This window comes from Stenotrophomonas sp. YJH_SMC_91 (genome assembly GCF_059368495.1).
The window spans coordinates 54,764-80,483 of record NZ_JCAFRT010000013.1; the positions used below are offsets into that span (position 1 = coordinate 54,764).

Consider the following 25,720-nt stretch of genomic DNA (forward strand, 5'->3'; position numbering starts at 1 on the left):
GGCGCACGCGCACGGCTACAGATTGCGGGAAATACGCCGCTATCGATGCCTCTGCCCATCGCAAGCGCAACGCGCGTGACGTCGCGCACATCCCATCTGTGGATTGTTGGTTGCGATTCATTTTCGCGCACATCCGCGGCGCAGAGGCAAACAGTTACGAATGGAAACATTCTAGAATCGCCCCCCCACGTTGGTTTGCAGCACCCCACGCGTCCATAGAACGGGCGCTTGTTTTTCCTGAAACACGAGATTTCACGGATGTCCCTGAAAACCAATCCGCTGCGCAACGCGATCGTCATCGCGCTGGCCGCCAGCTGCACCACCCCCGCCTTCGCACAGAGCGCCGGCGATACCCCGACCAACCTCGATCGCATCGAAATCACCGGCTCGCGCATCCGCCAGGCCAGTGTCGAGACCGCACAGCCGGTCGTCGCGCTCAGCCGCGCCGAGATCGAGAAGAAGGGTTACATCAACGTCGCCGACATCCTGCAGGACGTCACCGCCGCCGGCGCACCGAGCCTGAGCCGCTCGTCGTCGCTGAGTTCTTCGCGCGACTTCGGCGGCACGTACGTCAGCCTGCGCAACCTCGGCCCGGAGCGCAGCCTGGTGCTGATCGACGGCCGCCGCATGGGGGTCAGCGCCGGTGGCTACTCCGACCTGGCTTCGATTCCCTCGGCGATTGTCGAGCGCGTGGAAGTGCTCACCGATGGCGCGTCCGCGCTGTACGGCTCGGACGCCATCGCCGGTGTGGTCAACATCATCACCCGCAAGAACTTCGACGGTGGCGAAGCCGGCGTCTACGTCGGCCAGTACGGTGAAGGTGACGGCCAGAAGCGCTCCTACAGCGCCACCTTCGGCAAGACCTTCGACCGCGGCTGGTTCAGCGTCGGCGCCGAGCGCACCAAGGAAGACGAGATCCTCGGCAGCGAGCGCGAGTTCAGCCGTTACCCGGGTGGCCCGCGCCATCCCGACGACGTCAAGGCACTGAACCAGACCACGCAGTGGGGCAGCGTCACCGTCGACGGCAAGTCGCTGACCGTGGGCCCGGGCGGCGACCCGAGCCAGAAGGGCAATTTCCACACGCCCAATCCGGCCGATGGTGCCAACACCAAGACCAACATGAGCCTGCTGAGCGGCCTGGAGCGCACTTCGGTGTTCGCCAACGGTGGCTTCTCGATCACCGATGACCTGCGCATCGTGGCCGACGCGCTGTACAGCAAGCGCGAGTCGACCAAGCACCTGGCCGGCTACCCCTACTCGGTGTCCACCGCACAGGCGCGCAACGGTTCCCGTGCTGCCCTGTCCAAGGACAGTGCGTTCAACCACTGGGGCCAGGACGTGCTGTTCTCGCACCGCACCGAAGAAATGCCGCGTGCGACCGAGAACAACCTGGACACCAAGCGCGCCAGCATCGGCCTGGAAGGCAGCTTTGAAACCGGTTCGCGTTACTGGGACTGGAACGTCAGCTACATGTACAACCGCAATGAAGGCGAGCGCATCGGTACCGGCAGCATGTACCAGCCGCATGTCGACCTGGCGGTCGGCCCATCCTTCATGGATGGCACCGTGGCACGCTGCGGCAGCCCGGGTGCAGTGATCGCCGGCTGCGTGCCGTGGAACCCGGCCGCGCCGATGGGCTATGCAGGCCCGGGCTCGCTGAGCAACCAGGACGTGCAGGACTACCTGTTCACCCGCTTCGTCGACAAGATGAAGAGCACCACGAAGGTCGCCAGCGCCAACATCTCCGGTTCGGTGTTCACCCTGCCGGCCGGCGACGTGATGGCCGCGATGGGCTTCGAGCACCGCAACGAAGAAGCCAGCTACACCCCGGACCTGATGGTGCAGAAGGGCCAGATTGCCGGCACCACCGGCCAGCCGACCCGTGGCGACTACTCGCTCAACGAGGTCTACCTGGAGCTGCAGGTACCGCTGCTGGCCGACATGCCGTTCGCGCGTGAACTGTCGCTGGACCTGGCCGGCCGCTACACCGACTACAACACCTTCGGTTCGACCACCAACAGCAAGTTCGGCCTGAAGTGGAAGCCGATCGACAGCCTGCTGGTACGCGCGACCTATGGCACCGGCTTCCGTGCGCCGACTGTGGACGACCTGTACGGCGGTGCGGTGAAGAGCCGTGATTCGTTCACCGATCCGTGCGATACCTCGTTCGGCATCGCTGCCAGCAGCGCGACCGTGGCCGCACGCTGCCAGGCGCTGAAGGTGCCGGCGGACTTCCGCCAGCAGACCGCGTCGGAAGGCAACGTCGCCAACCGTCCGGGCCAGCAGGGCATCGCCGATTTCGACTCCGGTTCCAATGCGAACCTGAAGCCGGAAACCGCCAAGACCTGGACCGTGGGCCTGGTGTACAGCCCCGAGTTCGTGCCGGGCCTGGACGTCAGCCTGGACTGGTGGAAGATCCGCATCGACAACGCGATCGTGGGTGAGTCGGCCACCGACATCCTCAACCAGTGCTACGTGCAGGGCGTGGATTCGGCGTGCGGCCGCTTCACCCGTTCCACCAGCGCCAAGACGCTGGGTCAGGTGACGTCGCTGGACCGCTCGCTGGTCAATGCGGGCTACCGCGAAACCGCCGGCTACGACTTCAGCCTGCGTTACCGCCTGCCGGAAACCGCGTTCGGCCGCTTTGCCGCCACCTGGAACACCACCTACACCGACTACCTGGAGCAGCGCAACGACAGCGCCGCCACCACGCCGGTGGAGCAGAAGACCGGCTGGCAGGGCAACTTCCGCGTGCGTTCGACCTTCAACCTGGATTGGCAGTACGGCGACCTGGGCATCGGCTGGACCGCCCGCTACTACTCGGGCATGAAGGAAGCCTGCTCATATGACCTGGCCGGTGGCCCGGACTGCAACATGGCCGGCTTCGTCTCGCCGTACACCGATGCGCAGCCGAGCCGCAAGGTGGGCTCCAACACCTTCCACGACCTGCAGGTGCGTTACAGCCTGCCGTGGGACGGCACCGTGTCGCTGGGCGTGAACAACGTCTTCGACCACCAGGGTCCGATCATGTACAGCCAGCCGAACAGCAGCTTCACCTACTACGGTGGCTTCGACATCGGTCGTTTCATGTACATGAAGTACCAGCAGCGCTTCTAAGCCTGCAACCGCGTTCCCGCCACCGCCATCTCTCTCTCCTGGCGGTGGATGGAAGCAGAACGGCGCCCTTCGGGGCGCCGTTCTTTTTTGGGTGGAAGCGGGTCGGATCCCTTCGCCCTGCGAAGGGCTCTGACCCCACGCGACGGATAGAACAGGGTCAGAGCCCTCCGCGTTGCGGAGGGATCCGACCCCGCAGCCCCGCCGGCGCTAGCGCTTGGCGCGCATCGTGCGGATGTTGTCACCGACGAACAGGATCAGGCCGGCCCAGATCGCGGCGAAGCCGATCGCCTTGGCAGTATCGAACCCTTCGTGGAAGAAGAACACGCCCAGCAGCAGCTGCAGGCTCGGCGCGATGTACTGCAGGATGCCGACCAGCGACAGCGGGATGCGCTTCACGCCGTAGGCGAAACCGATCAGCGGCACTGCGGTCACTGCGCCACCGAAGACCAGCAGCAGGTCATTGCGCCAGCCCCAGCCATGGAAGAACGCGCCGCCATGGCCGTTTTCCGCCCAGATCGCGAAGGCCAGCGCCGGCAGGAACAGGTACATGCTCTCCACGCCCAGGCCGGCCACCGGATCGACCGAGACCAGCTTGCGCAGCAGGCCATACAGGCCGAACGAACAGGCCAGGCCCAGCGCGATCCACGGCGGCGTACCCGCGTCGATGGTCAGCCAGGCCACGCCCACCGCCGCCATCGCCACCGCCACCCACTGCAGGCGCCGCAGCCGCTCCTTCAGCACCAGCACGCCCAGCAGCACGTTCACCAGCGGGTTGATGAAGTAGCCCAGGCTGGTCTCGATCACATGGCCGGCGTTGACCGCCCAGATGTACAGGCCCCAGTTGAAGGCGATGGTCAGGCTCGACACCAGCAGGATCGGCAGCGCGCGCGGCTGCGCGGCGATCTTCTGCCACCAGCCCAGGCGCGAGCTGATCAAGAGCCAGCCCAGCACCATCACGGTGCTCCAGATGATGCGGTGGGCGATGATCTGGAACGAGGGTACCTCGTTGAGCAGGTGCCAATAGACCGGCACCAGGCCCCAGATCACGAAGGTGGATGCGGTAACCAGCAGGCCCCGGCGTTGTTCTTTCTCGTCCATGCTCACTTCTTTCTCGTCCTTGCCATTGTCAGCACCACCACACCCAGGAGAATCACCGCCATCGCCAGCAGGTCGCGCCAGCCGAAGCGCTCGCCGTTGAGCAGCGCGCCCAGCAGCACCGCGATCACCGGATTGACGTACGCATAGCTGCCGGCCAGCGCCGGCCGCACGTTCTGCAGCAGCCAGACGTAGGCGGTGAACGCAACGATGGAACCGAACACGCACAGGTAGGCCATCGCCAGCAGGCCACCGGTATCGGGCAGCGTGGTCGGGCGCTCGCCGACCGCCAGGCCGATCAGCACCAGCAGCACGCCACCGCAGATCATCTGCCCGGCGGCGGTCATGAACGGGCCCGGCAGGTCCAGGCCGCGCGCCCACACCGAACCGAAGGCCCAGCCGATCGGCGCGATCAGCAGCAGCACCAGCCCGGTCGGCGAGGCCGTCAGGCTGCTGCCGGCGTTGAGCCAGACTACGCCGAGGAAGCCGATGGCGATGCCCAGCCACTCACCGCGGCTGGCATGCTGCCCGCGCAGCGCCGAGAACAGCGCCATCCACAGCGGCACCGAGGCCACCGCTGTCGCGGCCAGGCCCGAGGACACCTCACGCTCGGCCAGCACCACCATGCCGTTGCCCAGCACCAGCATGGTCACGCCCATCACCACCAGGTTGCGCCACTGCCGCAGGGTCGGGTTCGGCATCTTCCAGAACAGGCGCAAGGCCAGGAACATCAGGCCACCGGCAATGATGAACCGGCTGCCGGAAACCATCGTCAGCGGCAGCGCGCCGCCGTGCAGGGCCTTGGCGATGCCCAGGTAGGTCGAGCCCCAGACCACGTAGACCAGCAGCAATGCCAGCGCGACAAGGCCACCCCGGGGGGCAGCCGCAGACGAAGAAGGGGGAGCCGACATGACACACCAGGGAGCCGGGGGAAGGCGGATTCTAGGACGTTTTGAGTATGGTCCGGGACCCCGGACGGTGGCACGCTGTCATCCATCCATGCACCCTGCTCTGGTCTGCTACCCCGTGTTGACGGCCGATGCAGTACCAAGAGGGCTGCCCGGCCGCGCCGCCCCAAGGCCGGGCGCCGTTTTCCCTGCGCACGGACGCGCCGCATCGAGGATTCCCACCCAGATGAGCACCACGTCCCAACCTGCCGTACCCGCAAATGACCGCGCCGCCCTGCGGCGGTCGATCTCCAACACCCTCAAAGGCTCCGCCGGCAACCTGGTGGAGTGGTATGACGTCTACGTGTACTCGGTGTTCGCCGTGTACTTCGAATCGCAGTTCTTCTCGCCGGACGACAAGAACTCCACGATGTACGTGTGGGCGATCTTCGCCGCAACGTTCCTGATGCGCCCGATCGGCGCCTGGTTCTTCGGCCGCTTCGCCGACCGCCACGGCCGCCGCCTGGCGCTGACCGTCTCGGTCACCCTGATGGCGCTGTGCTCGTTCCTCATCGCCATCACCCCCACCGCTGCCAGCATCGGCATCTGGGCCGCCGTGATCCTGCTGTTCGCACGCCTGCTGCAGGGCTTCGCCACCGGTGGCGAGTACGGTGCCAGCGCCACCTACATGTCCGAGGCCGCCATTCCCGGCCGTCGCGGCTTCCTGTCCTCCTTCCACTACGTCACCCTGGTCGGCGGCCATGTGCTGGCCCAGCTGACCCTGCTGCTGATGCTGACCTTCTGGGGCAAGCCGGAGATCTCCGAGTGGGGCTGGCGCATCGCCTTCGGCATCGGTGGCATCGCCGCGGTGGTGGTGTTCTGGCTGCGCCGCGGCATGGACGAATCGCTGTCGGAGTCGTCCATCGAAGCCGCACGCGAAGGCAAGGCACAGAAGTCCGGTTCGATGTACGAGCTGTTCGTGCACCAGTGGCGGCCGCTGCTGCTGTGCTTCCTGATCACCGCCGGTGGCACCGTGGCCTTCTACACCTACTCGGTGAACGGCCCGAAGATGATCCAGAGCGCCTTCGCCGGCAACGACCCGATGACCGGCACCCTGATCAACCTGGGCGTGCTGGCGTTCCTGATGGTGCTGCAGCCGGTCGGCGGCTGGCTGTCGGACATCATCGGCCGCAAGACCCTGCTGGTGTTCTTCGGCGTCGGCGGCGTGCTGTACAGCTGGTACCTGATCACCCAGCTGCCGCACCAGCATGACGCCACCCTGGCCTTCCTGACCCTGGCCATGGCCTTCGTCATCCTCACCGGCTACACCTCCATCAACGCGGTGGTGAAGGCCGAGCTGTTCCCCACCCACGTGCGTGCACTGGGCGTGGGCCTGGGTTACGCGCTGGCCAACTCGCTGTTCGGTGGCACCGCCCCGCTGCTGTACCAGGGCGCGCTGAAGACCGGCCATGTCGACTGGTTCGCTATCTACGTAACCGCCACGATCGCGGTATCGTTGGTGGTCTATGTGTTCTTCCTTACCAACAAGGGCCCGAACTGGCTCGACGGCACCCGCAAGTAAGCGCGTTGCCGTAATTGCGGCCACCGGTGCAATGCCGGTGGCCGCTGCGTCTCCCGCCACGCCACTGATGTGGATCGCGGCGACGCTGGCCGCAACCACGGCACTGGCCTGGCTGCTGCGCCGCCCCAACGCACAGGCCGCATGGCCACGCATCGGGTTCGGGATCGCCCTGCTGGTGTTCTGCTCCGCGCTGGCGCTGCAGCTGGCGGTGGACCTGGGCAGCGGCCACAGCTCGCTGCAACTGCGCCTGCATCGCGGCATCAATGCAGGGTCGCCGGTTGGCCTGCGCACGATGGTGGCGTGCTATCTGGCAGCGCTCGCTGCCGCCGGCTGGGGCGCATGGACGCTGCTGCGCCGGCGCAGGTAGTGCCGGCCGCTGGCCGGCAATCCGCAATCGGCAATCGGCAATCGGCAATCGGCAATCGGCAATCGGCAATCGGTAGAGTCGACTGTTGGTCGACTGCTCTCTCTGTCGGCACCGAAAAACCCGCGCTGCGCGCGATAGTCGACTGGCAGTCGACTCTACCCCCGGCGAAATGACATGACACCCCGCCGGTCCCGAGCCTCAGCGGCGGGCCGCTTCGCTCTTGTCGCGCGCGCCGCGGAACTCCGATTCCTTCTCCCACGTCGGCCAGCGGCGGCTGTTGGCCAGCTCGGCACCCAGGTCGTAGACCAGCAGAGTGTCAGCCGCGTGGCCGCTCGGATCCCAGCTCGGGGTCCAGGCATCGCAGGCCTGGTGGTAACAGTCGGCGAAATACTTCTCGCGCAGCGCGCGGCCGGCTTCAACACCGCCGTCCAGCTTGTCCAGGCCCGGGCCGATGGTGATCGCCGGCACGCCCAGGCGGGCAAAGGCGAAGTGGTCGGCGCGGTAGAAGAAGCCGGCCTCCAAGTTCGGGTCCGGGCTGTAGCTGCGACCGCAGGCCTTGGCCACGCGTTCCAGATCGCCTGCCAGCGACACCCGGCCCTTGCCCCACGAAGCGATGTCGCGGGTCGGGCCATCCGGGCTGAACATCTCGATGTTCAGCACTGCAGCGGTCTTGTCCAGCGGCGCCAGCGGATGCGCGGCGTAGTAGCTGGCGCCCAGCAGGCCCTTCTCTTCGGCGGTCAGTGCCACGAAGTACAGCGTGCGCTGCGGCTGCGGGCCGGCGGCGAACACGCGGCCCAGCTCCAGCACCGTGGCCACGCCGGTGGCGTTGTCGATCGCACCACGGCGGATGCGGTCGCCCTTGGCGTCGGCTTGGCCGATACCGAACGCATCCCAGTGCGCGGAGAAGATCACGGCCTCGTCGGCGTGTTCACCACCGGGCAGCTTGGCCACCACGTTGCGGGTGACCACCTGCTCGCGCTTGAGTGCGAAATCCACGCTCAGCTTCGCGTTGTCCAGTGCCACCGGGCGGAAGTCGGCACGCATCGCCTTGCGCTTCTCGGCATCGAAGTCGAGGCCGGCGTCGGCGAAGATCGCCTCGGCAAGTTCGCGCTGCATCCAGCCACGCAGCGGCGTGTGCTGCGCCATCGCCTCGGCCTGGCCGCGTTCGATGTCGAACAGCGGCGAGGTGCCCGAGCTCTTCACAGTGGCCCAGCCATAGGCGGCCGGCGCGGTCTCGTGCACGATCAGCACACCCTCGGCACCACGGCGCGCGGCTTCCTCGAACTTGTAGGTCCAGCGGCCGTAGTAGGTCACCGCCTTGCCATCGAACGCGCCCGGCGCATCGGCTTCGAAATCGGCGTCGTTGATCAGCACCACGGCGATCTTGCCGTGCAGGTCCACGTCCTTGTAGTCGTTCCAGTGGCGTTCCGGTGCGTCGATGCCATAGCCGACGAACACCAGTGGCGCGTCTTTGATCTGCACGCGCTTGCGCGGCTGCAGGCTCTGCAGGGTCACGTCCACGCCGTTGGCCAGCGCGCGCTTGCCCTGCTTCAGCGACAGGCTGGCCTTGGCCGGGCCGTCCAGCTGCGCGCGCACCAGCGGCACCGGCTGCACCCAGCTGCCATCCACGCCACCCGGCTGCAGGCCGTAGCTGCGGAACTGCTCGATCAGGTACTGCACCGTGCGCTCTTCGCCCTCGGTGGCCGGCGCGCGGCCCTCGAATTCATCCGATGCCAGCACACGCACGTGCCGCGACAGTGCCTGCGGATCGATGCCGCCACCCGGCAGGTCGTTGGCCGCATGGGCCAGCCCGCCGACGAACAGGCAGGACGACAGCAGCAACACGCGCATCGGATTCACGGCAATACCACGGCTAGCTTGGAAGTCACCAGAGTGTAACGTGGTCGTGACACCACGGCGCAACCTGGGCCCACGTCATCCACGCATGGCGTGGATCTACCTGCTGATGCGGTCCAGCCAGCAGGCCAGGCCCTGCGCGTTGAGTTCGATGTCCATCGCCAGAACAGCGGTCACCGCCGCATCGTCCAGCGCACAGCCATGCAGCTGTGCACGTTCCAGGTACAGCGCCTGCAGCGCGGCCAGCAGGCAGCGGTGGCGGTCCGGCCGGCCATCGCACTGGCGGCCGATGGTGGCCATCGCATCGATCTGTTCGAACAGGTCGTTGGCCAGTTTCTGCACCTGCTCCACGCGGCCGTAGTGGGTCAGGTACATCGCCTGCGGGCCATAGCCCAGCATGCGCTGGATCGAGGCCTTTATCGCTTCCGGGTCGAACTGCACCGGCGACGAGGTCGGGAAGATGAAGGCCCCCTGCGCGCTGTCCAGCTCGCGGTAGGAAATGCCGAAGGTATCGCCGGTGAACCAGCTGCGGCTGCGCGCATCCCACACGCAGTAATGGTGCAGTGCGTGGCCCGGGGTGTGCAGCAGCACCAGCTCGCGGCCGGCCAGGTCGATACGGTGGCCGTCCTCGGCCACCACCACACGATGTTCGGGAATGGCCTCGATACGACCATAGCTGCGCGCGATTTCCTCGGCACCGTACACCGCCGTGGCACCGGCAATCAGCCGGGTCGGGTCGATCATGTGCGGCGCACCGCGCGGGTGCAGCACTGCCTTTGCGTTGGGCAGCTGCTGCATCAGCAGGCCGGCGCCGCCGGCGTGGTCCAGGTGCACGTGCGTGAGCAGCAGCCAGTCCACCGCGTCAACGGCCAGACCCGCGTTGGCCAGCGCCTGCAGCATCGCCGGCACCGACAGGCCGGTGCCACAGTCGACGAACGCGGCGCGGTCGTTTTGAACGATCAGATAGGCCGCGTCGAAGTCGGGACGCTGGAAGCCGGTATCGATGGTGTGGATGCTGGGGTCGGCGATCATCGGCACGCACCTGGCAGGATCGGGAACAGACGCCCATGGTAGGCGCGCGGGCGGTCCGGGTTCGATGCGGCTTTGGTCGGGTGGTGCCGGGTTGTGGCCGGGTAGAGTCGACTGTCAGTCGACTGTCGCGCGCAGCGCGGGCTTCCAGAAGAGCAGTCGACTCACAGTCGACTCTACCAAGGGCAAGCGCAGGCAAGCGCAGGCCAACCAACCGCAGGTCCAGCGGGTGCGCAAGGGCCAGGTTCAGCGCAATGCGAACCGCGGCCGCAGCAGCAGGGCCAGCACCAGCACCGCCAGGAATGCGCCGTAGGCGTACAGCACCGCCAGTACCTGCGGCCAGATCGGGCCGGCGCCGGGCTGTGCCATGCCAAGTCGATACCCCCACAGCATCGACTCGATGCTCAGGGCGAAGGCCAGCAACAGGGTGGTGCCATCGAACAGGCGCCGCCGCGGGGTGCGCGGCTGGCGCGGGAACAGCCAGTACAGGCTGCCCAGCAGCAGGAACCAGGGCAGGAACAGCAGCAGCGACAACCAGGCCATCGCAGACTCCATGTCATCGCGCCTGAGGCGCGCGGACATCATGCCATGACCTTCGTTCGCGGGTAGTGCCGGCCGCTGGCCGGCGTTTTCCTACGCAGTGCCGTGGTAGTGCCGGCCGCTGGCCGGCATTTCCTATGCAGTTGCCGGCCAGCGGCCGGCACTACCCCTTACGCTTCGCGCAGCATGGCCAGGGCCGCCAGCACGGCGTCCACTTCGGCTTCCAGCTTGAACAGTTCGCTCTGCAGCTGGTCACCCTGCTCCGCCTGCTTGATCACGGCAATCAACTGCCCCGCGTCGCGCGGCGAATCGAAGCCTTCGCTCTGGATCAGCAGCGTGCCGTCACCGGCGGTCAGCTTGAAGTAGAAGCGGCCGTCCTTCTCGCGGTACTGCTTGAACAGTGGCGGTGCCACGCGGGCCACGCCGGCGTCCTCGCTGGCGATATCGCCTGCGCTGGACAGGTCACGCAGGCCCACCGCATGGCGCAGCTCGTCCAGCAGCGGTGCCGCCAGCTGCTCGCGCAGCTGCTGGCCACGGCGCTTGAGCAGCGCCTCGATCTTCTCCGGCTCGGCCATCAGCGCGTTGTAGCGCTCGCGCAGCGGCGACAGCTCGCTGTCGATGCGCTCGAACAGCTGCTGCTTGGCGTCACCCCAGCTGATGCCGGCGGCGAACGCCCTGGCGAATTCGGCGGTCTGTTCCGGGGTGGCGAAGGCCTGGTACATCTGGAACAGCGCAGAGCCCTCGGTGTCCTTCGGCTCGCCGGGTGCGCGCGAGTCGGTCAGGATCGAGAACACCAGCTTCTTCAGCTCCTCGCGCGGCACGAACAGCGGAATGGTGTTGTGGTAGCTCTTGCTCATCTTGCGGCCATCCAGGCCCGCCAGCGTCGCCACCTGCTCGTCGATCACCACGTCCGGCAGCGGGAAGTACTCCTTGCCATACACGTGGTTGAAGCGCTGGGCGAAGTCGCGCGCCATCTCGATGTGCTGGATCTGGTCACGGCCCACCGGTACCTGGTTGGCCTTGAAGATGAGGATGTCGGCGGCCATCAGCACCGGGTACATGAACAGGCCGGCGCTGACGCCTGCGTCCTCGTCCACGCCTTCCTCGCGGTTCTTGTCCACCGCCGCCTTGTAGGCGTGCGCGCGGTTGAGGATGCCCTTGCTGGCGATCGCGGTCAGGAACCACATCAGCTCGGTGGTCTCGCGGATGTCGCTCTGGCGGTAGAACCACACGTGTTCCGGGTCCAGGCCACAGGCCAGCCAGCTGGCCGCGATCTCCAGGGTCGCGCGCTGGGTGCGCTGCGGGTCCTGGGACTTGATCAGGCTGTGCAGGTCGGCCAGGAAGAAGAAGCTCTCGATCCCCGGCGCGCGGCTGGCCGCGATGGCCGGACGGATGGCGCCAACGTAGTTGCCCAGGTGGGGCGTGCCGGAGGGGGTGATGCCGGTAAGGACTCGGGTGGTCATGACTGCGTGGGGTAACCTTCGATGAACGGGGCCAGTTTACCTTGCACGCCACCAACCCCGTCAGGGCCTGCGGCGCGTTCATTCACGCAACCCCGCTGGAGACGCCCCATGAAACGCCTGCTGCCCCTGCTGTTGATCCTGCCCCTGGCCGGCTTCCGCCCCGCCCCGGTGCCGCCGCCGGCCTACGAGGGCGGCCCCGTGCGCATGTCTCTGGTCGACCGCGACCGCGGCACCGAATTGCGCAGCTACCCCGCCGAGGGCCAGCGCTGGGTGGCCGGCGAGCGCGGCCACCGCTACGCCGTGCGCCTGTACAACGACAGCCCGCGCCGGGTGCTGGTGGTGCTGTCGGTAGACGGCGTCAACGCCATCTCCGGCGAGGATGCCGATCCGTCGCAGACCGGCTACGTGCTCAACCCCGGCCAGCGCGCCGACATCACCGGCTGGCGCAAGAGCCAGGATGAAGTGGCGCAGTTCGTGTTCAGCAGCCCCAGCGGCAGCTATGCCAGCCGCACCGGTCGCCCGGACAACGTCGGCGTGGTCGGCGTGGCGGTGTTCGAGGAAGCGCGCCGCTGGCGTCCGGATCCGATCCTGCGCCGCAGCCTGCCGCTGCCGGCACCGGCCCCGACGGCCGAAGCGGCAGCCGATGCCAGCGCCAGCAACAGCCGCATCGAGGGCTATGCCAGCAAGTCGCAGGCCCCTGCGCTGGGCACCGGCCACGGCGCACGCGAGCAGTCGTCGGTACGCGATACCGACTTCGAACGCGCCAGCCGCAGCCCGGCGCAGGTTCTGCAGCTGCGCTACGACAGCGCCCGCAATCTGCGCGCGCGCGGCATCCTGGTCGATACACCGCCGTCGCGCCTGCCGCGCGAACCGCAGGCGTTCCCCAACCGCTATGTGCCGGACCCGCCGGCGCGTTGATCGGCCGCCCAGACAGCACAACGCCCGCAACCTCTCGGTGCGGGCGTTGTGCCGTGGGGGGAAAACCGTAGCGCTTACTTGTAGTCCGGGTAGTCCTTGCTCACGGCATCCTGGAACTCACGGACTTCCTTCTCAGCGCGGTCCTTGGCCCAGCCATAACGTTCCTGCAGGCGGCCGGCCAGATACTCGGCATTGCCTTCAGCCACATCGAAGTCGTCGTTGGTCAGATCGCCCCACTTGGCCTGGGCCTTGCCCTTCAGCTGCGACCACTTGCCGGAAATGATGTCTTTGTTCATTGCTGGGAGTCCTTGGTTGCAACGGCGTTCTTACCGTGGCTACAGCTTCGCGCAGCGGCCGTTGAGTGCCGGTCAACCGACCATGAAAACACTGCTCACCTGCTTGAATGGTTCACTACGCTTCGACACGTACGCTGCAGAAAAACGCGCAAGAAAAAAGGCCGGGGAGGTCCCCCCGGCCTTTTTGCTTTCCGTCCACTTCAGGCTCAACGGCCCTTGGCGGCATCCTCAACCTTTTCGCCAGCCTTCTGCACGTCCTTGCCGGCACCGGCAACGGTGTTGCAACCGGCCAGCAGGGCCACCGAGAACATCGACAACAGCATCAGGGCAACTACGCGCTTCATGGGCTTCTCCTTGGGTTCGCCGCTATACCGCTTCATTCGCGGATGGGGTTCGGTCGCTCGGCGGAAGGAGCCAATGCCACTGCCGCCGCGTGATGTGCAATCTGGCGGCAGGGGCGTGGAGCGCGTGTGAACGGATCATCGATCCGTTCAGGCGGAGAGCTCAGTCGCGCATCAGGGTGGACTTGCCGAACAGGCTTTCGACCAGGTCCACGGCCAGTTCGGCGGTGGCATTCTGCTTGTCCAGCAATGGGTTGAGCTCGACGATGTCCAGCGAACCCATGCGCCCGGTGTCGGCAATCATCTCCATCACCAGCTGCGCCTCGCGGTAGTTCACCCCGCCCGGCACGGTGGTGCCGACGCCCGGTGCGATGCTCGGGTCGAGGAAATCCACATCGAAGCTGACATGCAGGTGGGTGTTCTCGTCGATGCCCGCCAGTGCTGCTTCGACCGCGCGCTTCATGCCATTCTCGTCGATGTAGCGCATGTCATAGACATCCACCTTGTGGGTCTTGATCAGGCGCTTCTCTTCCGGGTCCACCGAACGGATGCCGATCTGGTGCATCTGCGCCGGGGTGATCGCCGGCGCGCTGCCGCCGAGCTGGGTCAGTGCATCCGGGCCCAGGCCGCACAGGCAGGCCACCGGCATGCCGTGGATGTTGCCCGACGGGGTGACGTCGCTGGTGTTGAAGTCCGAATGCGCATCCAGCCACAGCACGCGCAGGGTCTTGCCCTGCTCGCGGCACCAGCGTGCGACGGCGGTGATCGAACCGATGCCCAGGCAATGGTCGCCGCCGAGCATGATCGGCATGCGCCCGGCCTGCAGCTCGGCGTAGCTGGCTTCCATCAGCGCGTGGTTCCACGCCACCACTTCATCCAGGTGGCGGTAGCCTTCCACCGGCGCGGTCCACGGATTGCGCGGACCATCCAGGTTGCCCAGGTCGCGCACATCCACGCCGCGCGCCTCCAGCGCCTCCGGCAGCCCAGCCACGCGCAGCGCTTCCGGGCCAAGCCGTGCACCGCGATGGCCCGCACCCACGTCGGTGGGAACGCCAATCAACGATACGGAAATGGGATGGGCCATGGGTGCCTCCTGCGGGGGAAAAAGAAGCACAGTCTAGCCAGAGCTGTGTGACACCACTCGCGGCGGTGCAGCAGGGCAATCACATGGCATGATGCCGCGCGGACCTGCCCCCGCTTCATGGAAGATTGCAATGTCGCCCTTCATCAATACGGCCTGGCCGCGCTTTTTCATCGGGGCGCTACCCATCGCCGCTCTTGCGGTTTTTTTCAGCAGCTCGATCGATGCGTCGCAGAACGGCTGGTTGATGCAGGCGACGCTGCTGCTGGTGCCGTTCTCGACCCTGGTATTCCTCGGGTTGGGTTGGCAGCGTCTGCGCAAAGCACACGCCGAACACCCGATTCTGAAAAGCGAGCTGCCCCGTGTGGCGACGGCATTGATCGGCAACGTGAAGGTGGCGGCGCTATGGTTCGGCCTGACCTTCGTTGGTATGTTCACCCTGATACTGGCGTGGGTGTTGCTGTATAGGTCCTGCGGCTGAAGCCTGCCCCAACCCGCTGCGCGCTCAGCGTCCGCGGCGGCGCACCAGCGTCACGCTCTGCACCTGGCCGTTCTTGCGCATCATGCACAGGAAGCGGCCATCGGGATAATCGATGATCAGTTCCTGGTAATCGCTGCCCACCGGCATCTGGGTGACCAGGGCGCCCTGCGCGCCCTTGCGCATGTTGCAGGCGCCCAACGCAGTATCGCCTGCCGGCGCGGGGGTAGTCACCGAGGACACATTGCGGAACACCGCGCGGCAGCCGCCATTGACCCACACCGAGTGCCGCGACAGGCCCCAGTTCTTGCCCTCCTCGCAGCGGGTACGGCTGAGCTGGCGCACGATTTCCACATTGCCACGGGTATTCAGATCGCACGACACCTGTTGCTGGCCGGTGGATTCGCAAGTGACTTCGCGCGGCAGCGCGGCATCCCCGGCGGCAGCGTCGCCAGGGCGGGCGCTGTTTGTGGCGGGCGCGGGCGCACCGCTGCTACTGACCTGGCAGATGCCATTGGCGCCGCCTCGGCCGGTGTAGCTGACCTGCGGCGAGCCGTCATCGTTGCGGCTGATCGACAGGGTGATGCCGCTGTTGACATCGCGTGCTTCGAAATAGCGGTCGTTGAAACGTTTCAACGCCGTCTCGCGGCCCTGCACGTAGACCGGCCCGCCTTCATCAGCGTGCACATCGATGCCGCCCGGGCAGCTGGCGTTGAAGAACGGTACCGCAGCCATGGCCGGGGCCGCGAAAGCGGTGGATACCAGTGCGACGGTGAGCGACAGGGCGTGGCGACGCATGTGCGGATCCCGAAGAGGCCCAGGTGGGCGTGTAGCGGCAGTATGCGGTGGGCGCTGCGGGCGGTCCGTGAGGAATATCAAGATCCGGGTAGCGCGCGTGGGGATTCACGTCTGGTATCGTTGCCTTGGTGCCTTACCGAGGCTGTTAAGCCAGCTTTACGTCGCACGTTACTGTAAGCCGTGCGGCAACAGTGGCGCGGCCCGAATGGCCGATGATGTCGGCACTGCGCGATATGTCGCTTCTGGCATTGCGATGCTCGAAACAGGCCAAACGCGATAATTCATTTTTCCTTTCAGGTCACCCGATGCCATCGAAACAAACGACTGGCAGGCGGGGATTTCGCGTGCGCATGATGAATCGCCACCTGCAAAGGTGGTCGGGACTTCCAAGCCCGTGTTGTCAACGATGTATACGCTTGCCAGCCGGCGTCGTCCTTTCAGGGGCGGCGCCGGCTGGCAATCCGTTAGCCGATCGACGGCGGGCGGTGCGTGGGGGCCTCGTGCCCGCCGATTCGTTGACCCGGTCTTGGAAGCCACGCATCGCCCGCCACCCTCTTCGGGTGGCACCTCTGTTGCCGACGAGGACGCCCGCATGCCCAAGACCCATCACCCGTACCTGACCGCCACCCTGGGCGAGGCTGCCTTGCGCCTGCCGCCCGAACTGGCGCAGCCGTTGGAAGCTGCTTTCGCTGCCGCGAACGAGGCGCCCGCGCCCATCAACCTACCCGGATGCCTGCAGCGCATCCAAGCCGGTGACGCCGCCGATGGACAGCCGTGGCAGGGGCCGGCAGGCACGCCTGGTGAATCGGTGGCTGCCGCTCGCAGGGATCGCGCCGCGGTTGGCCTGGTGTCGCTGCTGGAGCTGTACCACGCCGCCGAGCGCGTGCGCGTGGACGGGGAAGAGAAGGACGATATCGGCGACGGTGTGCGCGAAGGGCTGATGCTGGCCTGCCGGGGGCTGGCGGAGTATGTGGCGTTGCAGGTGGGCGGGGCTCAATAATGCGGAACATTGGCGTCTCCAACGCACAGATTCAACACGCCGCAACCCCGACGAACGAATCAGGCAGACCCGCTGCTGGAATGAGCACACCCTACCCAAACCTGAAACCTGTCCTCGTTGAGCTGCGGCTGGACGAAGTGGATTCGCGCGGCGGCGCTGTTGCCGAGATGATCGCCTCCACCGCGCGCCCCATGGCGCTGTCCATAAGCCCTGAACTCATGTGGTACAGCTTCGTGCTGAATGACAGAGCCATCGCCCGGATCCGTCCTGGAACGCGGGCGAATTGCACAATCTCATTCATCAGTTACGAAGGTGCGAAGGAGGTGTTCACTTGTGGCACGTTGGCCGCCTTCGGAGACGGATCATCAACAAAGGGTTGATCCGCATCATCCGGTTTGATTGAACCTGTTCGCGCCGAATGCCTTGATCTGGCAACGGCAGACGCGTGAGGCATCAATGCGCAGCGTGGCACACAAGCTGCTTCGAGCCAGAATGGCCAAACGACTCCTCCTTTGCCGCGTCATTGAGTTGACTCACCGGCTTGGGACGAAAAAACCGCCGAAAGGCGGTTTTTTCATGCTTTTCCGTGCGCTTTACGTCCAGCGACGTGCCAACGCATCAAGGTCCGCACGTACGCTCATGCAGCGCTGGCATGCAGGCGCACACCCAGGGCACGAGTCACCTTCAGGATGGTCGAGAAATCAGGGCTGCGCTCGCCAGACAGGGCACGATACAGACTCTCCCGCGACAGGCCCGCCGCACGTGCGACCTTGCTCATCCCTTGGGCACGCGCGATATCGCCCAGCGCCTTGGCGATGAATGCCGAATCGCCGTCGCTTTCTTCGATGCATGCATCGAGATAGGCCGCCATTTCCTTCGGTGTATGAAGGTGTTCGGCCACATCAAATGCTTCGAGTTCAACTTTCTTCTTGATAGCCATGATGGGACAGCTCCAGTACTTCGGTATTGAGTCGTTTCGCCTACAACCAGTTCGATGCTCGCAGGGCACGCGCAATCTCCTTGGCCTTCTCTATATCGCGCTGTTGCGAACCCTTGTCGCCTCCGACCAGAAGAATCACCAACTGCCTGCCCCGCTGGGTGTAGTACACGCGGTAACCGGGTCCTGCATCGATACGCAATTCAGAAACGCCATCCGCCAGATAGCGGTGATCACCAGGATGGCCTTCAGCGAGCCGACCGATACGGGCCAGGATGCGAGCGCGTGCGGTTACGTCCTTGAGAGCGTCAATCCATGTCGCGAACTGACGGGTACGCTGGATCTTCATGGAGAAATGTAGCCTACTGGCTACATACTTTCAACAATCAGGTTCAACAATCAGGATCGCGCGCAGGGAAGTGCAGAGCGACGCATCACACGCCGCGAGGGAGAACAGCGGAGAAGGAAGGAGGGGGGGCGGGATCGGCGCCCGACTGGCCAACGCGCAGCCGCTGCAAAAAGAGATTGGCAGATGCCCATTGGTGCCGCTTATCCGAATCGAACGGATGACCTACTGTTTACAAGACAGTTGCTCTACCAACTGAGCTAAAGCGGCATGGGTGGATCACCGGCGGCAGCGCCGCGGTCCGGGGATTCTAGCGCAACCTTGCGCATTCCAGCGACCGGCTCTGTGCCGCCCCGCTGCGCTGCTGGGCCTGGGCCGGTTGCGTGCCTGCCGCCAGCTGCCCTTCCAGCCACCACTGCCCGGCGTCGCCGCTGGCGACAAGGCGCGGCTGGAAGCCGGCGGCCTGCACCGCCGCCATGCGCCGCTCGGCGCCTTCGCGGTTGCGGTACTGGCCCAGCGCCACGGCGTTGGCCTCCTCGCCTTGGCTGATGATGTAGTAGTCGCTCAGGCCAGCGGCGACGATGCGTTTCACGGTGGCCTGGGCTTCTTCGCGGTTGGCGGCGGCCGGCAGCATCACCCGGTAACGGGCACTGCCGCTGGCAGCAGGCTGTTCGCGCAGGCGCACCTGGCTGAGCAGCGTGCTGGCCTTGCCCTGCGCACTGGTAGCGGCGGCGCGGTCGGCGAACGGGCCCAGCGCGACGCAGCGCGGCGGCTCGGCGGCCGCGGGCGGGGTTGCGGGCTTCTCCGGTGCCGGGGTCGGGGTCGGTGCAGGCGGTGTTGCCGGCTTGGCAGCGGCAGCAACCGGCGTAGCCTCAGCCGCCTGCGGCTTGGCAATCTCCGGCTTGGCCGGGGCGGCGGGCGCCGGCGTTACAGCCACGGCCGTCTTCTCCGCCGGTTCGCGCTCCATCAACGGCGCGGTCGGCGCGGCGGCCGTGGCTTCGGCGGCCGCAGCGGCATCCACGCCACCGGGCACCCAGCGCAGCTCGGCCACGCCGGCGGGTTGCGGCGGCGGCGCAGGCTTCTGCGGTGCATCGCGCAGCAGCCACCAGCAGGCGACGCCAAGATTGAGGATGGCCAGTACGACGATCAGGGCACGGGTCAGCATGCGCGGATACTAGCCTGCGGGCTGGTGCACCGCCCAGCGGGCGAGGCCATCCAGCACCAGCGAGGGGTGGTAGTCGGCGCCAGGCAGCAACGGCATCAGCGCCGGTGCGCCGCCACCATGCACCAGCAGCGAGGGCGCAACGCCCAGCAGCGTGTGCGCCTGCTGTGCGCTGCGTTCGATCAGTGCCACGGCCGCACCATCGCAGCCGGAGGCGAGCGCGTCGGCGGTGTCGTTGGCGAATTCGCTGTAGTCACCGCCGGTAGCCGGCAGCTGCACCGCGCGGGCATGCAGTGCTTCGCGCATGGTGGTGGGCGATGCGGAAATGCGGCCACCGTGGTGCTGGCCGTCGGCGTCGAGCAGATCAATCGTCAGTGCGGTGCCCACCCCGACCACCAGCACCGGGCGCTGCGCCTTGGCCGCGGCCAGCAGGGCCAGGAAGCGGTCCACACCGAATTTTTCGGGCTTGGCATAGGCAATGCGCACACCGGCGCATTCGGCGCTGGTACGCACCACGTGCACGTGCTCGAAGCGACGCTGCAGCTGGTCCAGCATCGCGCTGGTCAGCGACGGTGCGGCCACGCTGGCCACGAACGCGGTGGTGCCGCTGGGCAGGCTGTGCGGCGGCTGTCCGGCCATGCCTTCGGCGCCATGCGCCCAGGCCTGCACGTCACCGGCACGGTCACCCTGCAACGGCGCGAACTTGAAGCGCGAGTTGCCGAGGTCGAACAACCAATCGCTCATGCCGCCCTCACGCTGACTTCGCCGGCGTGCAGCAGGCGCTCACGGCCATCGATGCGCACGCGCAAGGCGCCGTCATCAGCCAGGCCGAGTGCGGTGCCATGCTGCCACTGCCCTTCCAGTTCCACCCGTACTTCGCGACCGGCCAGCATGTCGAACGCGGCGTAGCGCGGCAGGAAGGGAGCGAGGCCTTCGCGATCGAATTCTTCCAGTGCCGGCAGCAGGCGCGCCAGCACGGCAGCAACCACCACGTTGCGGTCCACCGGCTTGCCGGCCAGCGTGTCCAGGTCCACCCACGGCTGGGTGATCTGCTCGGCGAAGGACGGCGGCATGTGCGTGTTGATGCCGATGCCGATCACCGCGCGCGCCGGGCCGGCGTATTCGCCACCGCCTTCTGCGAGCAGGCCGACCAGCTTGCGGCCATCGACCAGCAGGTCGTTCGGCCACTTCAGCTGCGCCTGGGTGTAGCCCAGGTCGTGCAGCGCTTCGGCCACGGCGATGCCGGCCACCAGGCTCAGCCCGGCCAGGCGACCGAGGCCACCGGAAAACAGCCGCAGCACCGACAGGTAGATATGCGCGGCCAGCGGCGACGCCCACGTACGGCCGCGACGGCCGCGGCCGCCGGTCTGGCGCTCGGCCAGCAGGACGCTCACCCCGCGCTGGGGCGCGCTGCAACGCAGCAATTCGGCGTTGGTCGAGTCCACTGTCCAGGCGACCTGCAGGTCGTGCAGCAGGGCTTGGACGCCGGCAGGCAGGCCGGCACGGATCGCGTCCGGGTCCAGTAGGTCGACCGGGCGGGTCAGGCCATAGCCCTCACCTGCACGCCCCTCGATGTCTACACCGGCGGCTCTAAGTCCTTGAATACGCTTCCAAATGGCCGCCCGGGTCTGGCCCAGCTCACGGGCCAGGGCGTCGCCGGAGAGGCGACCGGCAGCGAGTTTGGCCAGCAATTGGCGGTCGTCCACGGCAGCTTCCACGAAGTCAGGAAGGAATTATGCGGGAAAGCCGCCAGCGGCGCCCGCCACGCTGGGTTCCGCGGGGGCTTCCAACGGGGCGCCGGGTTCGGGCTAGAATCGGGAACTCACCTTCCCTTAACGTGGATGTCGTCAATGCGCCGTTATGCCCATTGCCTGATCCTGCTGACGATGCCCTTCGCGGCGTCTGCGACGGCAGCGCTGGACGACAGCCGCGGCGCCTGCGTGTCCTCCAACGGCGATGCCGCTTCGCAGCGTGCACCGACCGCGACCGCTTCGGCCGCCACCACCAAGCCGGCACCGGTCCGCCCGGCAGCCAACACCAGCACGGGCGGCGGTGGCAGCGATGACGACGTGCTGCAGCGCATCCGCGCACCGAAGTGGCACAGCTACCTGCCGGGAATGTTCCGCTGATCAAGTCGTTGCTGCAGTGGCTGCGGCCTGCGCCGCGGCCGATCGACGATATACTGTGGAATGAGGCCTGCCGCCGCGCCGCCTGGCTGCACGGTCTGGACGACGAACGCCGCGCGCGATTGCGCCTGCTGGCCACGCGCTTCCTGCACGAGAAGACCATCACGCCGATCGGCGAGCTGCAGCTGCATGCCGGCGATGGCGTGCTGCTGGCGGCACTGTGCTGCCTGCCGCTGCTGGAGTTCGGCGAGGTGGGTCTGGAAGGCTGGTCGCAGCTGATCGTCTACCCCGATGCATTCCGCGTACATCGCAGCCACATGGATGCGGCCGGCGTACTGCATGAGTGGGATGACGAACTGATTGGCGAGTCGTGGGACAGCGGTCCGTTGATCCTGTCGTGGGCCGATGTGCAGGCCGACCTGGCGACGCCGCACGAGGGCTACTGCGTGGCGGTGCACGAGATGGTGCACAAGCTGGATGCGCTGGATGGTGCGATGGACGGCACGCCGCCACTGCCGCGCGAGTGGCAGCGCGAGTGGGCAGCCACCTTCCAGCGTTCCTACGACGCCTTCTGCGCGCAGGTGGATGCGGGTGAGGAAACGCTGATCGACCCGTACGCGGCCGAGGCACCGGAGGAGTTCTTCGCGGTGGCCAGCGAGTATCACTTCTCGGCACCGGATCTGCTGCAGCAGGCGTTGCCGGAGGTGGCCGCGCAGCTGCAGCGGTTCTATGGCGAGCCGCCAAGGATCGAAACACGGTAGTGCCGGCCGCTGGCCGGCAACCTGGCAATGCCACCGAAGATCATGAGGGTGCCGGCCAGCGGCCGGCACTACCGGATTGCGCACGCGCTGTTGCGTCAGGCGATGCCCGGCGGACGGGAACGCGTGGCTGCGGCGGTGCTACGGCGAGCCGCCAAAGGTCGAAACACGGTAGTGCCGGCCGCTGGCCGGCAACCTGGCAATGCCACCGAAGATCATGAGGGTGCCGGCCAGCGGCCGGCACTACCGGATTACGCACGCGTTATTGCGTCAGGCGACGCCCGGCGGACGGGAACGCGCAGCCGCGGCGGTTCCATGGCGAGCCGCTGACGATCGAAACACGGTAGTGCCAGCCGCTTGCCGGCAACCTGGCAATGCCACCGAAGATCATGAGGGTGCCGGCCAGCGGCCGGCACTACCGGACTACGCACGCGTTGTTGCGCCAGGCGATGTCCGGCGGACGGGAACGTGTGGCTGCGGCGGTTCTATGGCGAGCCGCCGACGATCGAAACACGGTAGTGCCGGTCGCTGGCCGGCGACCTGGCAATGCCACCGAAGATCATGAGGGTGCTGGCCAGCGGCCGGCACTACCGGAACACCACGCGCTGTTGCGTCAGGCGATGCCCGGCGGACGGGAACGCGCGGCTGCGGCGGTTCCATGGCGAGCCGCCGAAGATCGAAACACGGTAGTGCCGGCCGCTGGCCGGCAACCTGGCAACGCCACCGAAGATCATGAGGGTGCCGGCCAGCGGCCGGCACTGCCGGAATACCACGCGCTGTTGCGTCAGGCGATGCCCGGCGGACGGGAACGCGTGGCTGCGGCGGTTCTACGGCGAGCCGCCGACGATCAAAACACGGTAGTGCCGGCCGCTGGCCGGCAACCTGGCAATGCCACCGAAGATCATGAAGTTGCCGGCCAGCGGCCGGCACTACCGATTGCGAAGGTTTACGGCCCCGGCGGCAAACGCACTTCGAAACGGGCGCCGCCCAGTTCGCTGGAACGGCCGACGACCAGTTCGCCGCGGTAATCCTTGATCAGGTCCTGCACGATCGACAGGCCGATGCCGTGGCCCTGCACGCGCTCGTCGCCACGCACGCCACGCTGCAGCACCTTGCCGATGTCGTCCGGGGCAATGCCCGGGCCATCGTCGTCCACCGCCAGCAGCAGGCCAGCGCGGCGCGCGTTCGGTGCCGGCAGCGGCTGCGCGGTCAGCAGCACGCGGCGGTTGGCCCACTTGAAGGCGTTTTCCAGCAGGTTGCCGAGCAGTTCCTGCAGATCGCCCGGTTCGCCGTGGAAGCGCGCGGCCGGATCGATGTCGAACTCGCACAGCACGCCCTTGGAGGCGTAGACCTTCTCCAGGCCACGTACGATTTCCTCGGCGTTGGACTCGATCGGCAGCGGCGCGGAGAACAGCTTGTGGCCCGACGACGCAGCACGTGCCAGCTGGTACGAAACCAGGTTGTTCATGCGCTGCAGCTGCACGTCCAGCTCCTCGCGCAGCGCGCCATCGCCCGCGCCGCTGTCCATCTGCGTGCGCAGCACCGCAATGGGCGTCTTCAGGCTGTGTGCCAGGTCGGCCAGGGTATTGCGCTGACGCTCGAGGTTCTCGCGCTCGCTTTCAATGAAGGCGTTGATGCTGTCGGTCAGCGGTTCCAGCTCGCGCGGGTGGCGCTCGCTCATGCGCTCGGTCTCGCCGCGCTGCACCTTGGTCAGCTCGGTGATCACCCGACGCAGCGGACGCAGGCTCCACTGCAGGATGACGGTCTGCAGCAGCAGCAGGATCAGGCCGATGCCGCCCAGGTAGAACCAGACACGGCCGCGGAACACGCGCAGCTGCGCGCCCAGCGCGCGCGAGTCTTCCATCACATAGATGGTGTACGGGAATTCGGTGGCCGGGTCGGCGTCGGCGTCCCACACCAAGCCCAGGCCATAGCGGTACACCGAGCCCTGGCTGCCGTCGATCTGGATCATCGGCAGCGGGCCTTCGAACACTTCCTGGCGTGGCGCCAGCAGGCCGCCGCCGACGGTGGGCAGCATCGGGCCTTCGGCGGACATCGAATTGCCCTTGCCGTGCGGCATCACTACCTGCAGGTACAGGCCACTGCCCGGCACGTCGAAGCGCGAATCCGGCGGCTGCTCGCGGATGTACAGCGAGCGGTCGCGGGTGAAGTCGATGCCGGCCGCGTACGCGGTGGCGTAGTTCTTCAGGCGCTCACGCAGGTTCGCCTTCGCCGTATCGGCGAAGGCGGCGTCGAGTGCGTAACCGGCCAGGGCCAGGAACGCGACCAGGCCCACGGACGCGGCAAGCATCTGGCGCGCCTGCAGGGAGCGCGGCCGCCAGCGTCGGAAGAACCACAGACGGCCGGACATCATGGTCTCGCCAGGCTGAGCCGGCTCAGCCCTCGTTGCGCGGAATCGCGAAACGGTAGCCGCGACCGCGCACGGTCTCGATCGGCTTCAGTTCGCCATCCGGGTCCAGCTTCTTGCGCAGGCGGCCGATGAAGACCTCCAGCACGTTCGAGTCGCGGTCGAAGTCCTGCTGGTAGATGTGCTCGGTGAGGTCGGCCTTGGAGACCAGTTCACCGGCGTGCATCATCAGGTACTCCAGCACCTTGTATTCGTAGCTGGTCAGGTCGACATTGCTGCCGGCCACGCTGACGGTCTGCGCAGCCAGGTCCAGAGCGACCGGGCCGCATTCCAGGGTCGGCTTGCTCCAGCCGGCGGCGCGGCGCAGCAGCGCGTTGACGCGGGCCAGCAGCTCTTCGACGTGGAACGGCTTGACCAGGTAGTCGTCGGCGCCCTGCTTCAGGCCTTCGACCTTGTCCTGCCAGCTCGAACGCGCGGTCAGGATCAGCACCGGGAACTTCTTGCCTTCGTCACGCAGGGCCTTGATCAGCTCCATGCCCGACATCTTGGGCAGGCCGAGGTCGATGATGCCGACATCGAACGGAACTTCGCGCCCCATGTAGAGGCCTTCCTCGCCGTCCTGCGCAGCATCGACGGCAAAGCCTTCGCGCTTGAGCCGGGCTGCCAGGGTCTCACGCAGCGGGGCTTCGTCTTCGACCAGAAGGATACGCATGAACTCTCCCTAGTGTCCTGGGTGTGGCCCGGAGGCCTGTGGGGTACGGGTTGATAGCGACAACTATCCCTGTTCAGGGGTTATCGCCGCGTAGTGATGACATATCCGACCGCGGCGTGCGCGGCTGTGAACGCGACGGTGCGGGGTCGTCCATGTAGCGGACCCGGCCCCGGTCGTCCATGTACTTCACCCGGTTGATGTCACGCCCATCGAACGGCACGCGCTCGGCGCCGAGGATGTGGCCGCCGGTGGTGCGCTGCACGCGGCGCACGGCATCGGACAGCGAGCGCTCGTCGCCACGGCCACCGCGCTCGCCCCGCTCCATCATCTCCGCGCGCCCCTGATCGCCACGCGGCGGCTGTTGCGCCAGCGCCGAAGACAGCGGCGCAGCCGCCAGCACCACGCAGGTGGCCAGGGCAATGCGGCGATGGAAGGGAGCGGAAGACATCGATGCGATCCTAG

27 protein-coding genes and 1 tRNA gene are annotated in these 25,720 nt (G+C 66.8%); 9 read left to right on the plus strand and 19 right to left on the minus strand.

Annotated elements, in window-relative coordinates:
• Positions 1-258: 258 nt before the first annotated feature.
• Entirely contained in the window at positions 259-3,117 is a 2,859-nt protein-coding gene (locus AC5P5X_RS15600) for a TonB-dependent receptor plug domain-containing protein (RefSeq protein ID WP_111189583.1), read from the plus strand.
• Between the two features lie 207 nt (positions 3,118-3,324).
• Here the strand turns inward: AC5P5X_RS15600 and rarD are convergent, their stop codons facing one another.
• Positions 3,325-4,221: an EamA family transporter RarD gene (rarD, locus tag AC5P5X_RS15605; protein WP_012478888.1), complete on the minus strand. Its 897-nt coding sequence runs from the start codon at positions 4,219-4,221 to the stop codon at positions 3,325-3,327.
• Positions 4,218-5,123 (minus strand): drug/metabolite exporter YedA, encoded by a 906-nt coding sequence (gene yedA / locus AC5P5X_RS15610; RefSeq protein ID WP_111189582.1) that lies wholly within the window; start codon positions 5,121-5,123, stop codon positions 4,218-4,220. The genes rarD and yedA overlap by 4 nt, the downstream gene beginning before the upstream one ends.
• A gap of 223 nt (positions 5,124-5,346) precedes the next feature.
• On the opposite strand from yedA, the gene AC5P5X_RS15615 reads away from it, so the two are divergent.
• Both AC5P5X_RS15615 and AC5P5X_RS15620 read left to right on the plus strand, forming a co-directional pair.
• Positions 5,347-6,681: an MFS transporter gene (locus AC5P5X_RS15615; RefSeq protein WP_010486964.1), complete on the plus strand. Its 1,335-nt coding sequence runs from the start codon at positions 5,347-5,349 to the stop codon at positions 6,679-6,681.
• A gap of 67 nt (positions 6,682-6,748) precedes the next feature.
• Positions 6,749-7,048, plus strand: coding sequence for a hypothetical protein (locus AC5P5X_RS15620; RefSeq protein ID WP_111189598.1), 300 nt, complete (start codon positions 6,749-6,751; stop codon positions 7,046-7,048).
• A gap of 198 nt (positions 7,049-7,246) precedes the next feature.
• On the opposite strand, the gene AC5P5X_RS15625 is transcribed toward AC5P5X_RS15620, so the two are convergent.
• The 4 genes from AC5P5X_RS15625 to AC5P5X_RS15640 all read right to left on the minus strand — a co-directional run bounded on the left by AC5P5X_RS15625 (position 7,247) and on the right by AC5P5X_RS15640 (position 11,937).
• The gene (locus tag AC5P5X_RS15625) at positions 7,247-8,899 is read right to left on the minus strand and encodes a M28 family metallopeptidase (RefSeq protein ID WP_495216012.1); all 1,653 of its coding nucleotides are present in this window, start codon (positions 8,897-8,899) and stop codon (positions 7,247-7,249) included.
• A gap of 105 nt (positions 8,900-9,004) precedes the next feature.
• The gene (locus AC5P5X_RS15630) at positions 9,005-9,937 is read right to left on the minus strand and encodes an MBL fold metallo-hydrolase (RefSeq protein ID WP_111189580.1); all 933 of its coding nucleotides are present in this window, start codon (positions 9,935-9,937) and stop codon (positions 9,005-9,007) included.
• Between the two features lie 243 nt (positions 9,938-10,180).
• Positions 10,181-10,477 (minus strand): hypothetical protein, encoded by a 297-nt coding sequence (locus AC5P5X_RS15635; protein WP_005411964.1) that lies wholly within the window; start codon positions 10,475-10,477, stop codon positions 10,181-10,183.
• 167 nt (positions 10,478-10,644) lie between these two features.
• Positions 10,645-11,937, minus strand: a complete 1,293-nt coding sequence (locus AC5P5X_RS15640) for a tryptophan--tRNA ligase (protein WP_111189579.1) — start codon at positions 11,935-11,937, stop codon at positions 10,645-10,647.
• Between the two features lie 108 nt (positions 11,938-12,045).
• On the opposite strand from AC5P5X_RS15640, the gene AC5P5X_RS15645 reads away from it, so the two are divergent.
• The gene (locus tag AC5P5X_RS15645) at positions 12,046-12,855 is read left to right on the plus strand and encodes a hypothetical protein (RefSeq protein WP_059034869.1); all 810 of its coding nucleotides are present in this window, start codon (positions 12,046-12,048) and stop codon (positions 12,853-12,855) included.
• A gap of 74 nt (positions 12,856-12,929) precedes the next feature.
• On the opposite strand, the gene AC5P5X_RS15650 is transcribed toward AC5P5X_RS15645, so the two are convergent.
• The 3 genes from AC5P5X_RS15650 to rocF all read right to left on the minus strand — a co-directional run bounded on the left by AC5P5X_RS15650 (position 12,930) and on the right by rocF (position 14,576).
• Positions 12,930-13,151, minus strand: a complete 222-nt coding sequence (locus tag AC5P5X_RS15650) for a CsbD family protein (RefSeq protein ID WP_004153772.1) — start codon at positions 13,149-13,151, stop codon at positions 12,930-12,932.
• A 206-nt stretch (positions 13,152-13,357) separates the two neighbouring features.
• Complete coding sequence (locus tag AC5P5X_RS15655; RefSeq protein ID WP_005407710.1) at positions 13,358-13,495, minus strand: entericidin A/B family lipoprotein; 138 nt, start codon at positions 13,493-13,495, stop codon at positions 13,358-13,360.
• Between the two features lie 160 nt (positions 13,496-13,655).
• Positions 13,656-14,576, minus strand: a complete 921-nt coding sequence (gene rocF, locus AC5P5X_RS15660) for an arginase (protein ID WP_049448235.1) — start codon at positions 14,574-14,576, stop codon at positions 13,656-13,658.
• Between the two features lie 130 nt (positions 14,577-14,706).
• On the opposite strand from rocF, the gene AC5P5X_RS15665 reads away from it, so the two are divergent.
• The gene (locus AC5P5X_RS15665; RefSeq protein WP_111189578.1) at positions 14,707-15,054 is read left to right on the plus strand and encodes a hypothetical protein; all 348 of its coding nucleotides are present in this window, start codon (positions 14,707-14,709) and stop codon (positions 15,052-15,054) included.
• A gap of 24 nt (positions 15,055-15,078) precedes the next feature.
• Here the strand turns inward: AC5P5X_RS15665 and AC5P5X_RS15670 are convergent, their stop codons facing one another.
• Positions 15,079-15,849 (minus strand): DUF3011 domain-containing protein, encoded by a 771-nt coding sequence (locus tag AC5P5X_RS15670; protein WP_111189577.1) that lies wholly within the window; start codon positions 15,847-15,849, stop codon positions 15,079-15,081.
• Positions 15,850-16,441: 592 nt separating this feature from the next.
• Between AC5P5X_RS15670 and AC5P5X_RS15675 the strand changes: the two genes are divergently transcribed.
• Positions 16,442-16,849 (plus strand): hypothetical protein, encoded by a 408-nt coding sequence (locus AC5P5X_RS15675; protein ID WP_111189576.1) that lies wholly within the window; start codon positions 16,442-16,444, stop codon positions 16,847-16,849.
• 80 nt (positions 16,850-16,929) lie between these two features.
• The gene (locus AC5P5X_RS15680) at positions 16,930-17,229 is read left to right on the plus strand and encodes a hypothetical protein (RefSeq protein WP_495216011.1); all 300 of its coding nucleotides are present in this window, start codon (positions 16,930-16,932) and stop codon (positions 17,227-17,229) included.
• 257 nt (positions 17,230-17,486) lie between these two features.
• On the opposite strand, the gene AC5P5X_RS15685 is transcribed toward AC5P5X_RS15680, so the two are convergent.
• From AC5P5X_RS15685 to birA, 6 genes are all read right to left on the minus strand, one after another.
• Positions 17,487-17,789: an addiction module antidote protein gene (locus AC5P5X_RS15685; RefSeq protein ID WP_005407703.1), complete on the minus strand. Its 303-nt coding sequence runs from the start codon at positions 17,787-17,789 to the stop codon at positions 17,487-17,489.
• Positions 17,790-17,829: 40 nt separating this feature from the next.
• Positions 17,830-18,135, minus strand: a complete 306-nt coding sequence (locus tag AC5P5X_RS15690) for a type II toxin-antitoxin system RelE/ParE family toxin (protein ID WP_005407702.1) — start codon at positions 18,133-18,135, stop codon at positions 17,830-17,832.
• 191 nt (positions 18,136-18,326) lie between these two features.
• Positions 18,327-18,402 (minus strand) — tRNA-Thr (locus AC5P5X_RS15695).
• A 40-nt stretch (positions 18,403-18,442) separates the two neighbouring features.
• Positions 18,443-19,297: an SPOR domain-containing protein gene (locus AC5P5X_RS15700; RefSeq protein WP_005411958.1), complete on the minus strand. Its 855-nt coding sequence runs from the start codon at positions 19,295-19,297 to the stop codon at positions 18,443-18,445.
• A gap of 9 nt (positions 19,298-19,306) precedes the next feature.
• Positions 19,307-20,038 (minus strand): type III pantothenate kinase, encoded by a 732-nt coding sequence (locus tag AC5P5X_RS15705; RefSeq protein ID WP_005407698.1) that lies wholly within the window; start codon positions 20,036-20,038, stop codon positions 19,307-19,309.
• Entirely contained in the window at positions 20,035-21,000 is a 966-nt protein-coding gene (gene birA, locus AC5P5X_RS15710) for a bifunctional biotin--[acetyl-CoA-carboxylase] ligase/biotin operon repressor BirA (protein WP_043035430.1), read from the minus strand. The genes AC5P5X_RS15705 and birA overlap by 4 nt, the downstream gene beginning before the upstream one ends.
• A gap of 144 nt (positions 21,001-21,144) precedes the next feature.
• Here birA and AC5P5X_RS15715 point away from each other — a divergent pair, with 144 nt between their 5' ends.
• Together AC5P5X_RS15715 and AC5P5X_RS15720 are read left to right on the plus strand one after the other, a co-directional pair.
• Positions 21,145-21,423 (plus strand): hypothetical protein, encoded by a 279-nt coding sequence (locus AC5P5X_RS15715; protein ID WP_005411956.1) that lies wholly within the window; start codon positions 21,145-21,147, stop codon positions 21,421-21,423.
• Entirely contained in the window at positions 21,390-22,181 is a 792-nt protein-coding gene (locus AC5P5X_RS15720) for a M90 family metallopeptidase (RefSeq protein ID WP_181453215.1), read from the plus strand. Before AC5P5X_RS15715 ends, AC5P5X_RS15720 begins: the two co-directional genes overlap by 34 nt.
• 943 nt (positions 22,182-23,124) lie before the next feature.
• Here the strand turns inward: AC5P5X_RS15720 and AC5P5X_RS15725 are convergent.
• From AC5P5X_RS15725 to AC5P5X_RS15735, 3 genes are all read right to left on the minus strand, one after another.
• Positions 23,125-24,549 (minus strand): ATP-binding protein, encoded by a 1,425-nt coding sequence (locus AC5P5X_RS15725; protein ID WP_005407694.1) that lies wholly within the window; start codon positions 24,547-24,549, stop codon positions 23,125-23,127.
• Positions 24,550-24,574: 25 nt separating this feature from the next.
• Positions 24,575-25,258 (minus strand): response regulator transcription factor, encoded by a 684-nt coding sequence (locus AC5P5X_RS15730; RefSeq protein ID WP_004136763.1) that lies wholly within the window; start codon positions 25,256-25,258, stop codon positions 24,575-24,577.
• 73 nt (positions 25,259-25,331) lie between these two features.
• A complete protein-coding gene (locus tag AC5P5X_RS15735) occupies positions 25,332-25,706 on the minus strand; it encodes a hypothetical protein (RefSeq protein WP_005407693.1) in 375 nt (124 codons plus the stop codon).
• Positions 25,707-25,720: the final 14 nt, after the last annotated feature.